We start from the raw sequence: 13,600 nt of genomic DNA on the forward strand, positions 1-13,600 counted from the left end.
TCCGGGACGAATATCCGCTGATACCGTTGCGACACGAGGTCACACGATGCGAGTGAACTCGCGGATAGGAGGGCCGAATTTGGTTTCGGCTGCGTAAGTTTCGGGCTCGTGCTCGTGGCCCGGCCCCGCTCTGATGTGCGTTGCTGGTAACGGCAGCGTGCGAAGCTCAGGGAAACGCCGAAGGGCTCTCGTGCCATCCAGGGCCACGGGCCAAGGGCAGGGCCGGACGGGTGAATCACTTGGCCGAAAGGCAGCGGGAAACCGCGACCGGATGGCTGGCTCCTCCGCCAGCCGGTCGCGCCGCCGAACCGCGGCCGAGTCCAGTCGACAGATCCAGGCCCACCCTCGTCGTGGCAGGCCGCGCCTTTCGCTCCGAAGACCGGCAGGGGTGGGATGCACAGCCGATGCTTTCGTCGAGCACTCGCGCCCGAGGACTTCCGCGCGGACTCGGTCGTCTCGAGGGCATGGTGAAACCGGTATGCGCTCTCGGTCGGGATACATTTGCGCGGTCCGCATTCCTCTGCGAAAGGTTTACCGCCATGTCGATCGCCGCTGACAAGGTCGTCTCCATCGAATACACCTTGACCGCCGATGACGGCGAGGTGCTGGATACGTCCGTCGGCGACGCGCCGCTGGTCTACCTGCACGGGGCGGACAATATTGTGCCGGGGCTGGAAAGGGCGCTTGTGGGCAAGGACACCGGCGACGAGGTGGTTGTCGTGGTCGAGCCCGAGGACGGGTATGGCGAGTACCTGGCCGAGCTGGTGAACACGGTGGATCGGGACATGTTCGAAGGAGCCGACGAACTCGAGGCCGGGATGGAGTTCCACACCGAGTCGCCGGACGGCGAATCGCAGATTGTCACCGTCCGCCAGGTGGACGGTGACGAGGTGACCATCGACGCCAACCATCCGCTGGCCGGGCAGCGGTTGCACTTCACCGTCAAGATCGTCGACGTCCGTCATGCGAGCGACGAAGAGCTCGCGCACGGTCACCCGCACGGTCCGGACGACCACGAGCACTGACGTCCGTCGTGCCGCCGATCACATGACGCCGCATCGGTGAAAATTGGTATGCCCGAGAGGAATCGGGCCTCCAGCGGGTCTGAGATGGTAGCGGCACGAATTCGGTTGGAAAGCCGAATTGTTCGGTATGCGATCACCCGGTGATGTCGTGGCCGATGAGGTGGCGGGCGATGACCCATTGCAGGACTTCATTGGCGCCTTCGAAGATGAGCAGACGCTGAGGCGGCGCGGCCGCCCGACCGCGTCTCGGAGCAGTGATCCGATGCCGAAGCGCAGCGTGCAAGCGCGGCGAGGTGTTCGTCGACAAGGCGGTCTCCGATGCCGGGCATGTGGGGAACGACTCTCGGCGCGACTTTGCCATCGACGGCCAGATCGAGTTCGTGGACACCGACCGGGGTCACCGGTGTCGCAGTCCTAGCCCAGGTGAAGGCCACCGAGGTCGGATTCTCCGGCGACTCGGCGACAGGTTTCACCTTGCGCTGCGAGGCCGACCACATCGCCTACTGGACGCGGCTGGGCCGACCGGTCGTGCTGATCTGCGTCGACCTGCGCATCGAGCTGGCGTGGTGGAAGCGCGTAGATGCCTGGTTCGCGGACGCAGAGCGTCGGGCACGGCGAGTGGTGCGGTTCGACAAAACCACCGACTGCTTCGACCCCGACTCGTTCAGCACGCTCTCGGCTCTCGGCGTGCCGATCGGGGAGCCGCTGCCGCGGCTGGAGGGCAGCGAGCGCCTCGTGTCCAACTTGCTCATGGTCGACGACTTCGCGTCGACGATCTACGAGGCGTCCACGCCGTGTCGTGACCGCGGAGATGCCTGGGAGCGGATGCGCGCCAACGATAACAAGTTCGAGGCGGGCTTCCTGCTGTCCGGCGGGAAGATCTATTCGATGCGCCCACTCGACCAGGGGCCCCTGGCCGTCTTGTGTGACGGTCCGGCGAGCCCCATCCCGACTGAGACCTGGTCCAGCACTGAAGACCTCGCGCTGCAGCGCCGCTTCGTCTCTCTGCTCAACTTCACCCTGCGCTCGGCCCACCACCCTGACCTGGTCTGGCACCCCAGGAAGAAGGTCGTCTACATGCAGGCACCGCCGGACCGCTCCAGCCGAAAGATCAAGGGGCCGCTACCGGGGTGCGAAGGGGCTAGCTTCTTCACCCCGTACGAGGGCAAGGACGACGAGACGAAGACCAGATTCTGCCGACATTATGCCGCTGGCCTGTACTTTCGACGCTGGGGCGGCCAGTGGTACTTAGAGATCAACCCCACCTACCACTTCACTATCGATGGGCACCGCGAGTCGCGCTTCGACGCCGAGTACGTCAAGCAGATCAAACGCCTAGAGCGCAACAACGCGGTCTACCAGCGGTTCGTGCCTGGCCGACTACCTGCAAGTGACGACACCCTGTTCAGCGCCCGGGACGAACGTATCCGCTTCGGCCAGCTGCTGGAGCTCAACTGTGACGCGGCGATCGACGAGACCGCCTTGATCCCGCAGCAACCGGCCGCCCGGATGGACGCGGCGGGACTCGCTGAGGGATTGTGGGAGCTGCCGTCATGAAGGCCCATGTGCTGGACGAACCGCAGCTGGAGTTCCGAGCCGGAAACCGCCACATCGATCCCCGCTACGGCATCAGCGTGTATGGCCCCGCCGACGCCGACTCCCCGACAGCGCCGGACCGAATTCCGATCGCCGTCATCGGACCCGCCCAGGCGGTCAACGGTATCCGCAGTTGGCTACAGCGCTGCCGAGATCGGATCGAGGCCAAGGACAGCAAACCCGGGCAGGAGAACCTGCACCAGCCGATACTGCGCGGCCGCACAACAAATCCTCCAGGCTCCAGCCGAGGAACACGATCCACCGAGTTGAGCACGAACCCAAGGATCGATCCGCCCCAAAGCCATTGAGCATCCTTGGGTTCCCGCCGAGAAACCCTCAGTTCGCATGAACTCCGGGCAAAGTCCGGACCGCCTCCCGAACCCGGCGTGCCCGTTACCCACAACCCGCCCTCATCTGCCTGGCCCGACGCCGCTGCGACGTCCTCTGCGCCATGCTCCACAGCAAACAGCCCTATCGGACTGCCGCTTGACGAAACACCCCCCTGAGCCGGACCAGGGCCGTCGCGGTGTGCTGAAAGCCGCCCGTCGGCCGCGACCTGAACAGGGTCAGCTGGCCGTGCTCGTCGGACGGACGCCACCGCGATAAGGCTCGCCGCCGAGTTCTCGCACCCGTGCCCGGAACCTATCTGCAGCGGCCAGCTTGATGTCCTCGTAGCCACGGATCATGTCTGGGAGAGACGCCAGCTCAACCGCGCGCGGGTACGAGTCATCGGTCAGGTCAGCCAGCACCCCCTCGATCACGGCGCGGTACTCACCGATCAGCGCCCGTTCCACGCGACGCACCCGCGTGTACCCGAAGGGGTCGAACGGCGTCCCGCGCAACACTTTCAGCGCCCGCAGCACGGCGAATACGGAGCGGAACCACGGACCGAGGCTCAGCTTGTTCTTCACGCCCAGTGCGCGTAGCACAGGTGGATGCAGGCGGTAGGACACCTTCGCGCCGGGGCCGAACTGCGCGTGCACTGCGGCGTCGACCGCCGGTTCCAAGGACAGGCGAGCAACCTCGTACTCGTCCTTGTAGGCCATGAGCTTGTACAGGTGCCGCGCCACCGCCTCGGACAGCTCCGTCCCGGCGACGGCCTGCTGCTCGACTGCCCGGACCCGGGCGACAAACTCGGTGTAGTCCCGGGCGTAACCGATGCTCTGGTACGCGATCAGGTCAGGGATCCTGGTCGTGACCAGCCGTTCCAGCTCGGTCCCCGATGCCGCCCCCACCACGGCGGTCATGTCGCGCTCCACCGCAGTCAACTGCCGAGCCGGTGCCTGGCCGGTGAGCGCGGCCAGCACAGTAGCGAACGCATCCGGATCGGCCACATACTGCCGGCCCCGCCGGAAGGCTTGCAGGTTCTGCCGTACCTGCACACCGTTGAGTTCGATCGCCCGCTCCACCGCGGTCGCCGGCAGCGGCAGGGCGCCGGCCTGCAATGCCACCCCGGTCAAGAACATGTTGGCGAACTGGTTCGTGCCGAACAGCGACTCCGACAACCGACGAGCGTCAACGAATACCGCCCGCGTCGCGCGGGTAGCAGCGCGGATCCGCTCCGTTGTGGCATCCGCGTCGGGGAACCGCGCGGACGGGTCGACCACCATCGAACCGGTCGGGACCTTGGTCGATGACACCACCGCGATGGTGCGTTCTGGGTCGGTCGCCGACAGGTTCTTGGCATCGGCGGCAACCAGGAGGTCGCAGCCCAGGTAGAGATCGCACTCGCCTAAGGCCGCCTTATTGCCCTGCTCGATCGGGCCGGCGCTGATCTTCACGTCCGAGACGACGGCGCCGCCCTTTTGGGCTAGACCGGTCTGGTCCAGGGTGCAGACCTCACGACCGGCCTCCAGAGCCGCTGCGGTCAGCACCTGGGAGAGAGTGACCACCCCAGTGCCGCCGACGCCGGTGATGCGTGTGGTGTGCGTGCCGTTGTCGAGGTCGAAGGCCGTGTCCGGCAGGCTGATCTCGTCGGCGTCGAGGTCCGGTGGCATTGCTCGGCCGACCTGCTGCGGTTTCGTGTTCGGCACGACAGTCAGGAAGGACGGGCAATCACCAGCCAGGCAGGAGTAGTCCTTGTTACAGGATGACTGATCGATGGCGGTCTTACGGCCGAACTCGGTGTCCACGGGCTGCACCGAAAGGCAGTTTGACCGCTGCCCGCAGTCGCCGCACCCTTCGCAGAGGCGTTCATTGATGAGCACACGGCGCGCCGGGTCCGGCGCCAGGCCGCGTTTGCGCTTGCGTCGCAGTTCGGTGGCGCACTCCTGGTCGTGAATCAACACCGTGACACCCGAGACCCGACTCAGCTCCCGCTGGGCCTCGACCAGCCTGTCCCGGTGCCAGACCTGCGCCGTCGGCGCCAGCCGGACTCGGCGGTATCGCCGGACGTCCTCGGTGGTGATGATGATGCGCCGCACGCCTTCGGCGGTGAGCATCCTGGTGAGTTCCGGAATGGCCATCGCGCCGACTGCCTGCTGACCACCGGTCATGGCGACCGCCGAGTTGTACAACAGCTTGTAGGTCACATCGACACCGGCGGCCACCGCCGCCCGAACCGCAAGACTGCCCGAGTGGTGGAAAGTGCCGTCGCCGATGTTCTGCAGCAGGTGCTTGCGGGTGTTCAGGAACGGGGCCATGCCGATCCACTGCGCACCCTCGCCACCCATTTGGGTCAACCCGACGACGTCCCCGACCTGGTCGTGCCTCATCATCAGGACAAGGGCGTGACAGCCGATACCGCCGCCGACCACCGAGTCTTCAGGGACCTTGGTCGAGGTGTTGTGCGGACACCCCGAGCAGAAGTACGGGGTTCGGGTGACCAGCGGCAGCAAGATCGTGGGGCGTGAGGTGCCCCTGCCCACCTGCTTGTCAGGGTCGAGCCGACGGGCCAGACCTGCGGCGATCCGATCCGCGTCCAGTTCGCCGTCCGTCGGGAACAGCGCGCTGCCGTCCGGCATGGTCTTGCCGAGGACGCGGGGGGCATTGCCGATGCCGTAAAGGATCTCCTTCACTGCAGACTCGATGAAACTGCGCTTCTCCTCGACCACGATGATCTCATCTAGTCCGGTAGCGAACGCTGCGATCTCAGCCGGGATCAACGGGTGGATCATGGCCAAGCGGAGCAGGCGAACACCCCGGGCGCGCAGCGCGGCGTCGTCCAAGCCGAGAACGCGCAGCGCTTGGCGCATATCCAGATAGGTCTTGCCGGCGGCCACGATGCCGATCGCGGGTGCCGCGCCGAAATTGGCGACGCGGTTCAACGCGTTGGCTTGTGCGTAGGCCCGCGCCACGTCCAGCCGTAAGCCTTCGCGGCTCTGCTCCATTTCGGACAGGGCGGGTTGCACCATCCGTGCTTCGGGCCGGTGTTCGAATGGCTCACCGGCTGGCGCAATGGCGGGCCGTACCGGCGTGATGCGGTCGGCGTCGACGCGGATGTTGCCGGTCCCGTCGGCCACGTTGGTGACGATTTTCAGCGCGACCCACAGCCCGCTGTACCGCGACATCGCCACTGCATGCATGCCCAGATCGAGCACGTCCTGAGGGTCGGCTGGATAGAGGATCGGCATCCCGAGATCAGCGAGCAACAGTTCGGAGGCACCCGGCACGGTAGACGACTTGGCGGACGGATCGTCGCCGACGAACGCGACCGCACCGCCCCGGGAGTGCGTACCCATCAGGTTCGCATGCCGTAGCGCATCCGTGGCACGGTCGAGGCCGGGCGACTTGCCGTACCAGAATCCGGTGACGCCCTCTACTCGCGCGTCCGCGGAGTCGACGACCAGTTGGGTGCCCTGCACCGCGGTCGCGGCGAGTTCCTCGTTCACGCCGGGCCGAAACACGACGTCGTACTCCTCCAGCAGCCGGTGATGCCGCTGTAATTCGAGGTCGTAGCCAGCGAGCGGAGAGCCCTCGTAGCCGGATATGAACACCGCGGTGCGCCGACCGTGTGCTCGGTCCGCGCGACGCACGTTCAGGGGTAGCCGGGCCAGTGCCTGGACGCCGGTCATTTGGGCCGCGCCGCCCTCGGCGCTGTAGCGGTGGCTCGGTTCGATCATCATCGTGCGACCCCAGTGCTCGGAATTCGTGGACATCACCAGGGTGGCAGTCGCTAAGCGGCTACTCTACCGACGTAGTCGAGAATTTGAGCGGAGTTAATCGTGAAAACCACGAAGCAGAGCGATGCGGGACAGGTGTCGGTCATACCCACGCTTTTCGAACGCCTGGCTGCCCGGCTCGACCGCGTTGCGCCGGAGATCACGGCACGTATTCGCGCAGAGGTCCCCGGCTATCACCTCCTCGGAACGCAGGAACATGCCGAGGACGTCGATCATCAGATTCGCAACGTCGTTGCCGGGCTGCTGACCGGCGCCGTACCGTCCGAGGCGGCGATCGAGCACGCCAGGGGCGTCGGGCGTCGGCGGGCCGCAGTCGGCATGGCTATCCCTGACGTCATCGAGGCCTACCACATCGCCTACCGCGACATCTGGGCAGAACTGCTCTCCGACGCACAGCGCTCCGATCCGCCGCTGGCCGGCGACCTGACATCCGTGGTCGGGCTACTTTGGCTGTGGTTTCACCGGCTCAGCGCTGCAGTCGCCGATGCACACTCGGCGGAAATCCAGTTGCGACGCACCAATCGGCTCACACTGGAACGCGAATGGCTCGATCAACTCACCGGCCGAGCGCCCCGCGACGAGATGATCGCCGCCGAACTCGGCTACCAGGTCGACGGTAACTTCAGTGTGGTGTGCATCGCCGGGCTCGGCCAACGCGACGACGCCGACCGGCTGGTGGACCTATTGCGGGACACCAGCCCGCGAGTCGCGTGCATCCCTTACGACGGATGCAGCGTCCTGGTCACCCAGAACCTCACAACACACCAGATCTGCACCGCCGTCGACGCGGTCAATGCCACCGCACGGATCGGGGTCGGCATCGCACGCGTGGGGCCGGCAGGCGCTGCCGTCTCGCTGCAGGACGCCCAAGAGGCCTTGGCCCGCGCCACCGAACAGCGCAGGATCGTCGAGTTCGAACACGACTGGCTTATGTGCTGCCTCACCGCGATCAAACCACGGTTCGCAGCCCTCCTCGAACCTGCGATGGCGGTGGCACGGGAGCATCCACGACTCGCTGAGACCGTGCGGGCCTACGCCGACTGCGGATACTCCGTAAGCGCGTGCGCCCGCCGGCTGCACATCCATCCGAACAGCGCCCGCTACCGCCTCGACCGATGGCGGGCGCTGACCGGTCACGACGTAGAGACAGTCAGCGGGCTGAACGCCTCGGTCATCGCACTCGAAATGGCCGGATAGATCCATCGGTAACGGAAAATTGTGGCAACTGGCGACCATCGGCGTAATTGGGCTCGCCATCCCTACGGAAACGGGCGGGTCCGGGTGACGAACCGCGCAGAGCCGAGCGCTGGCTGGTCGGGTCGTCGCCCAACATTCCGAACCACTCAGATCGTCTCCCGGTGGCGGGTTACGACTGTCGAAATGGATGTGCCAGGCCGATGTCGACGAGGGAGCCAAACCGGGCACCAGCACGAGCGAGTCGGCTGAACTTCGGGCGGCGAAACGCCGAATCCGGTTGCTGGAGTATGAAAATGAGGTCCTCAAACGGGCCGTCACCTACTTCGCGCAGGCGAACCTGCCGGAAATGATCTACCCGCTCGTCCGCGAGCTGGCCGAAGACGGTATCCCCGTCACGGTGACGTGCCGGGTGCTGAAACTGGCCCGCCAGCCGTACTACCGCTGGCTCGCCGACCCGGTCACCGACGCCGAACTCGACCAGGCCTACCGGGCCGGCCAACGCACTGTTCGACGCCCACCGCGACGACCCTGAATTCGGCTACCGATTCCCCGCCGACGAGCCGATGGCCGACCGCACCGCGTGGCGGATTACCAAGACACAAGATGCATGTGGCGACAGGCCTACGTCATCCGACGTAGGCCTCCTGCCGCGTTGTCCTCGGCAGCGACTGGTGCGACCGTTGGGTGCAGCCGCGGGAGGGCGCAGTTTCCGGGAAGAAAGACGAAGACGACGAGTGCCCCTGCGTCGACCCGCGCGATTGAAATAAAAACGGTATTGACTTGTACTCAAGTCAAGTTGTTAGACTCTGTGAACCAACGCCACGGTCGCCACGGAAGGAAGTCGCGATGAGAAAAGAGAGAATCGGCTTGCCAGCCGGCGAGGATCCTTTCGCGTACATCATGCTGAAGATCGGGTCGCCCAGGCTGAACAAGAGCCTGCTCGAATCGTGGGACGCGCAGTACTTCAACGACTCGACGGTGACGCCGCGAGAGCGTGAGTGCCTGCGCACGCGGCTGGCGCAGCAGCAGCAAGCCTGTAACTATTGCGACGCGTTTCGCCTGCACCGCGATGCGCAGGGGTTCGCGGCAATAATCGGCGTGAACCGTGGGGAGTTCTCATTCGACGAGACTCCCGAGGAACTGTATGAACGCGTTTTCGAGTACGCGACCTGGCCAGGCTATACGGAGCGTGAGCGCCTCGCGATTGAGTTCGGCGAGCGCTTCTGTCACGACTACCAAGACTTGGCTGCCGACGACGCATTCTGGGAGCGGATGAAGGCCAGCTTCTCGGACACTGAGATCGCCGACCTTTGTCTCATGGTGGGAGTGTGGGATTCGAGCGCGAAGATGTTCCATCTACTCGTGGGCTTCGAAGAAGGTTGCCCGATTCCGGACAGGGACGCCGCGGCGGGGTCCACGCGTGAGACCGCGCCGAGCTAATAATGGACTGCCCCCGGTTCGGTTGACTCCTGACCTGTGAGGATGCGTCCTCGCGGTGGAAGGATCATCACCATGCCCAAGCCCTACCCCGAGGAGTTCGGCCGCGACGTCGCCCGCAGGGGCGAGATCCCGTTGACCCAAATCGCGAAGGATTTCGGGATCTCGCAGAGTCGCGTGAAGAACTGGGTAAACAGGCCGATATCGAGGACGGACACCTGCCGGGCATCAGTTCCGACGAATCGGCCGAGCTACGCGAAGCCGCAAACGGATCCGGCAGTTGGAGCAGGAAGCCGAGGTCATGCGCCGCGCGGTCGCCTATTTCTCGCGCGATGTTAACCCAAAATGGCCTACCCGCTGGTCCTCGACCTGGCCGCCGACAAGATCCCTGTCGCGGTGACCTGCCGGATACTCGGCTTGTCCCCGCAAGCTTTCTATAAATGGAAGAACAATCCTGTCTCGCAACATGATCAGGATGATGCGCATCTGATCAACGCCGCCTATGACATCCATGCCGACGACCCAGCGTTCGGGTATCGGTTCATCGCCGACGAACTGCCCGCCCGTGGGATCCGCGCAGGCGAGAATCGCGTCGCCAGTTTGTGTTCACAGCAGCGGATCTGGAGAGTATTCGCCAAGAAACGCGGATTGAACCGTAAAGGCCGGACCACCGGTCCACGACGACCTCGTCAAGCGGCGCTTCACCGCAGACGCACCGAATCTCGTGTGGCTGACCGAATATCAGCGAGCATCGCACCGGCGAGGGCAAGTTGTATTTATAAGTTACGTGGAATCTGACCGCGTGTCGGTCGGCGAGGTCGGTGCCTGGGCTCAGTAACGTCGCGGCGAACTCTCACTCGACGGACAACGGAGTTTGGGGCATGCCGGAGGCGGTGGAGGCGAAGTGGCCGGTGTTGGGCCGGCATGAGCGGGCGGGGAGTGGTTGCGGATCTGGTCGGATCTGGGGCGCGCGCTGCGGGCGATCGATGCGTATGCGCGTGGGCTGGTGAAGTTTTTGCAGGTCTGTGAGCGGGACGGCATTGATCCGCTGACCGCGACCCGTGGTCAGGTGGCGGCGTTCGTGCGGGAGTTGACGTCGCGGCCGAGTCGGCGCGGAGCGAACGTGGTGGCGCTGGATTCGGGGTCGGGGTTGGCGAATGCGACGCGGCGGATTCACCCTTCCACCGCCTGGGCACGTTCAACCGGTTCCATCTGGTGGGCTTGCTTGCGGTGGGCTCAGGTGGAACTTGCGACGGTCCGTGACACCAAGTCGTATCTGGCACAGCTGGTGACCCGGCAGGCGCTCAACATGCTGCGGACTCGTACCCGCCGCCGCGAGGACTACGTCGGCCCATGGCTGCCCGAACCGCTGCTGCTCGCCGACTGCGATGCCGCTGCCGATGTCGTGCTCGCCCAATCGGTGTCGATGGGCATGCTGGTACTGCTGGAAACGCTCAGCCCCGAGGAACGAGCCGTGTTCGTCCTGCGCGAGGTATTCGGCTTCGACTACCTCGAAATCGCCTCGGCGGTAAGCAAATCTGTGGCTCGCCATCGCGCGCACCGTCAGCCGCCGAAATCGCCGATCCCGTGCAGCCCCAGTGGCGTCGATAGGACGGTAGAGGTCTACGAACCAACGTCCGGCATGCCAATGGGGCAGATGGCATATTCACGCCTAGTAGCTGTTCGACAGCAGCCTCGGCAAGCTCGTGTTGCATGTCGATCGGCTCGTCGCGTTCCAGTTCGATTCCAACGACATTTTTCACGCGGGAGCCCCATACCTGCTGTGCGTGATGGAGTTTCGTGCGCAGGTGGCTACTACACGAGTATGGGCCACCGGGTTCGTGCTCGGCCTTGCCCGTCGGCGCGCCTTCCTTGCGGTCTGCAGCGGACCTCGAGTCGGCCGGGTTGGGCTGGAAGGTCCACGAAGCTCACGCGCAATCTTGCGGTGCCTTTTCCCGACGGAGGAAGTGACGCCGTCGAAAGGCATATCAACCAGAACCTCGAAAGTCCAGCGCTGAAGCGTGCTGCTCCGAGCAATACTGTTGCAGTGCAGTGCTTTTACCTCACACTTGGCCCTGTTGTGAGTTGAGATCCATGGATTCCTGGCTCGAGGCGCTGGCGCGGCGACACAGCTCACCGGGACAGTTGCTGACCGCGTTGGGATTTCACGGCAACCGTCGCATTCGGCCGCTGCTCGATCCTTCCAGTCCCCGGCTGCTGCGGCGGCTGGAAAACGCTGCCGGACTATCGATCCACGCCTCGGACGCTACCATCGGAGTCGCTGTCGGCGGCATGGAGCAGGTGGTGCTGACCGGGTCACGGTTCTGCCCGCAATGCCTGTCGGCCTCCGGCGGACGCTGGCACCTGTCCTGGTGCCGGAAATGGAGGATCGCCCGCGGCGAGCACCGAATCCAGTTGACCGCGCGGAAACCCGCTGGCCTGCAACCATTCCCGGACATCGCAGTCACCCGCTTGCGAATGACTCGGGTCGCACTGACGGTCCTCGCGGACCTTCGCAGGCGAACCTCTTAACTAAGCGGACGTCCGTCTCGTGGGTCGGGGTCTGTCCTGGTTGGGCTTCTGGCGTCGGAGCACACCGATTGTTGCCAGCGACAGCCCGAGTATCAGTGCTGTTATCGGGATTACCAGTGATACGACGGTGAGAATTCGCGCAGTCCTCGTCGCGTTGTGGGCGGCGTTTTTGATGGTCTTGTCGGTTGAGGTGATCGTGACGTCGAGTACGGGCATCAGCGCGAGGGGCTTTCCTTGGATTTCGATGTCGGAGACGAATTGGTAGTGCTGGGTGAGGCGTAGTGGAACGCCGAGGGTTCTGTCTGCGGCTACCTCGTAGGACGTGGTCGAGGTGTATGACAAGCCGATTGCGTCCGGGAGAGTGTCGAGTCCTGCGGTCACGGTAGATCGGACGGTGTCGGGCAAGGTGGGCAGCATGGCGGCAAGGACCGGTTTGGGTAGCTCGGAGGGAAGGGCGGCCAGCGTGCTGGTTTCCTTCAATGGGCCTTGGGCGGAGGCGATGTAGTTGTATACCGCGCGGCCGGCGAGGGTGCTTGCTCCCGTGTAGTGCACGGACATCACCCGCTGGGTGGTCGAGTCCCAGAACTTGGCGGTATCGTCGGGTTTGGGGTGCAACGGAAATGACACCGTGAGACCGGTGTGTGGGTCGGCGTTTACGCCCGGTGGTGGCGGTGCGTCTTGGAGTGTGGTGCGGTCGAGTGCGAATGTCCGGCGGGTTGGTATCTGGGTTCCGTCGGGTGTTTTGAGCACGCTGTCGTCGTGGATGACTGCAGTGCTTGCGTCGGCGCTCGAGACGTAGGTGTGGCGGACAACGGTGATGGGCAGGTCCCTGAGGTACATGTGGGTCAGGTCGTTTGTTGTCAATGCCTTTGCGTTCAGCATCGAGGCGGTCCCGGTGAAATCCGAGGTCACATCAAGGTTTTTCGGCAATTTTGTGACTGCGGGCACGACAACGAAGCGTGTGATCGCCGCTGCGGTCAGCAGCAGGGCGCCGAGCACGACGAGCACGATCGCCGAGGTACGGTATTTTCTTCGCATGTGAATTTCTAAGGGAATAGCAAACATGTGAATCTCCAAGGAAATAGCAAACTTCCAACTCGATCGGGATGATCGGCCGCTACCGGCTATAACGATCGAGTGTCTTTGGTGCTGCGCGGTGCCAGGCCGGTGCGGCCCGGAAACGTCGGTTCGAAGTCTGGTGTCCGAGCGCCCATTGCCAGTGCTGTCGCGAGTCGATGCAACTCTTCAGAGTTCGCGGCGGCAGGTTGTGGGGCGACGGTCATATGACAGCGGTGCATGTGACGCTCGCACCGCGGACCACATCGAGCATCCTCCCGCGATTAGTGGGGAGCGGCGGCGCACCAGGCCATGTGCGGGGCCGTCGCGAATCAGTGCAAGGTCGGCACCGTAAAAATCGTGTCGCTCGTCGCGATGTGGTGCCACGACCTCGAGCGGGGTACCGCGTCGTATCGCGGCGGTGTCGAATGTCGGTGTGTCGATGCGGGATTCGCGCCGGGTAATCAACGATGTGTATCCGTTGTCGATGTGGTCATAGGAAGAGATGTCGTCTGCGAGTGCTCGGCGGCCAGTCGTGGGCTCGGCGCTCATCCTGACGACCGACGCTGAGCCCTTGACCCCACAAGCAGCCCTCAGGCCGGCGCGGTGGGAATTCTGCGGACTCATGGTCTTCCT

General features: G+C 64.5%; 9 protein-coding genes and 2 pseudogenes. 9 read left to right on the plus strand and 2 right to left on the minus strand.

From position 1 onward, the window contains the following. The first annotated feature begins 539 nt into the window (after nucleotides 1-539). From ACQP0C_RS13460 to ACQP0C_RS13470, 3 genes are all read left to right on the plus strand, one after another. Nucleotides 540-1,025: an FKBP-type peptidyl-prolyl cis-trans isomerase gene (locus ACQP0C_RS13460; RefSeq protein ID WP_433733260.1), complete on the plus strand. Its 486-nt coding sequence runs from the start codon at nucleotides 540-542 to the stop codon at nucleotides 1,023-1,025. Between the two features lie 327 nt (nucleotides 1,026-1,352). Then, a complete protein-coding gene (locus ACQP0C_RS13465) occupies nucleotides 1,353-2,582 on the plus strand; it encodes a DUF4365 domain-containing protein (RefSeq protein WP_433733261.1) in 1,230 nt (409 codons plus the stop codon). Next, nucleotides 2,579-2,929, plus strand: a complete 351-nt coding sequence (locus ACQP0C_RS13470; protein ID WP_433733262.1) for a hypothetical protein — start codon at nucleotides 2,579-2,581, stop codon at nucleotides 2,927-2,929. The genes ACQP0C_RS13465 and ACQP0C_RS13470 overlap by 4 nt, the downstream gene beginning before the upstream one ends. 258 nt (nucleotides 2,930-3,187) lie before the next feature. Here the strand turns inward: ACQP0C_RS13470 and ACQP0C_RS13475 are convergent, their stop codons facing one another. Then, nucleotides 3,188-6,718 (minus strand): indolepyruvate ferredoxin oxidoreductase family protein, encoded by a 3,531-nt coding sequence (locus tag ACQP0C_RS13475; RefSeq protein WP_433733263.1) that lies wholly within the window; start codon nucleotides 6,716-6,718, stop codon nucleotides 3,188-3,190. 66 nt (nucleotides 6,719-6,784) lie between these two features. Between ACQP0C_RS13475 and ACQP0C_RS13480 the strand changes: the two genes are divergently transcribed. The 6 genes and pseudogenes from ACQP0C_RS13480 (at nucleotide 6,785) to ACQP0C_RS13505 (ending at nucleotide 11,908) form a co-directional block, all read left to right on the plus strand. Next, nucleotides 6,785-7,939 (plus strand): helix-turn-helix domain-containing protein, encoded by a 1,155-nt coding sequence (locus tag ACQP0C_RS13480; protein WP_433733264.1) that lies wholly within the window; start codon nucleotides 6,785-6,787, stop codon nucleotides 7,937-7,939. 187 nt (nucleotides 7,940-8,126) lie between these two features. Further along, on the plus strand, nucleotides 8,127-8,471 hold the full coding sequence (locus ACQP0C_RS13485; protein ID WP_433733265.1) for a hypothetical protein: 345 nt from the start codon (nucleotides 8,127-8,129) through the stop codon (nucleotides 8,469-8,471). A 314-nt stretch (nucleotides 8,472-8,785) separates the two neighbouring features. Next, nucleotides 8,786-9,379, plus strand: coding sequence for a carboxymuconolactone decarboxylase family protein (locus tag ACQP0C_RS13490; RefSeq protein WP_433733266.1), 594 nt, complete (start codon nucleotides 8,786-8,788; stop codon nucleotides 9,377-9,379). Between the two features lie 72 nt (nucleotides 9,380-9,451). Further along, a pseudogene (locus ACQP0C_RS13495) lies at nucleotides 9,452-10,155 on the plus strand (IS3 family transposase); the annotation flags it as partial. Nucleotides 10,156-10,319: 164 nt separating this feature from the next. Next, a pseudogene (locus ACQP0C_RS13500) lies at nucleotides 10,320-10,940 on the plus strand (sigma factor-like helix-turn-helix DNA-binding protein); the annotation flags it as partial. 530 nt (nucleotides 10,941-11,470) lie between these two features. After that, the gene (locus ACQP0C_RS13505) at nucleotides 11,471-11,908 is read left to right on the plus strand and encodes a TniQ family protein (RefSeq protein ID WP_433733267.1); all 438 of its coding nucleotides are present in this window, start codon (nucleotides 11,471-11,473) and stop codon (nucleotides 11,906-11,908) included. Here ACQP0C_RS13505 and ACQP0C_RS13510 read toward each other — a convergent pair whose 3' ends face one another. Continuing rightward, nucleotides 11,909-12,973, minus strand: coding sequence for a porin PorA family protein (locus tag ACQP0C_RS13510; protein WP_433733268.1), 1,065 nt, complete (start codon nucleotides 12,971-12,973; stop codon nucleotides 11,909-11,911). Between the last annotated feature and the right edge of the window lie 627 nt (nucleotides 12,974-13,600).

Source organism: Nocardia sp. CA-129566, from assembly GCF_050956075.1.
Classification (GTDB): domain Bacteria; phylum Actinomycetota; class Actinomycetes; order Mycobacteriales; family Mycobacteriaceae; genus Nocardia.

What these genes read in the sequence shown, in the direction of transcription:
- ACQP0C_RS13460 (WP_433733260.1), top strand. Translation starts at nt 540, where the DNA reads ATGTCGATCGCCGCTGACAAGGTCGTCTCCATCGAATACACCTTGACC.
- ACQP0C_RS13465 (WP_433733261.1), top strand. Translation starts at nt 1,353, where the DNA reads ATGTGGGGAACGACTCTCGGCGCGACTTTGCCATCGACGGCCAGATCG.
- ACQP0C_RS13470 (WP_433733262.1), top strand. Translation starts at nt 2,579, where the DNA reads ATGAAGGCCCATGTGCTGGACGAACCGCAGCTGGAGTTCCGAGCCGGA.
- ACQP0C_RS13475 (WP_433733263.1), bottom strand. Translation starts at nt 6,718, where the DNA reads ATGTCCACGAATTCCGAGCACTGGGGTCGCACGATGATGATCGAACCG.
- ACQP0C_RS13485 (WP_433733265.1), top strand. Translation starts at nt 8,127, where the DNA reads ATGTGCCAGGCCGATGTCGACGAGGGAGCCAAACCGGGCACCAGCACG.
- ACQP0C_RS13490 (WP_433733266.1), top strand. Translation starts at nt 8,786, where the DNA reads ATGAGAAAAGAGAGAATCGGCTTGCCAGCCGGCGAGGATCCTTTCGCG.
- ACQP0C_RS13505 (WP_433733267.1), top strand. Translation starts at nt 11,471, where the DNA reads ATGGATTCCTGGCTCGAGGCGCTGGCGCGGCGACACAGCTCACCGGGA.
- ACQP0C_RS13510 (WP_433733268.1), bottom strand. Translation starts at nt 12,973, where the DNA reads ATGTTTGCTATTCCCTTAGAAATTCACATGCGAAGAAAATACCGTACC.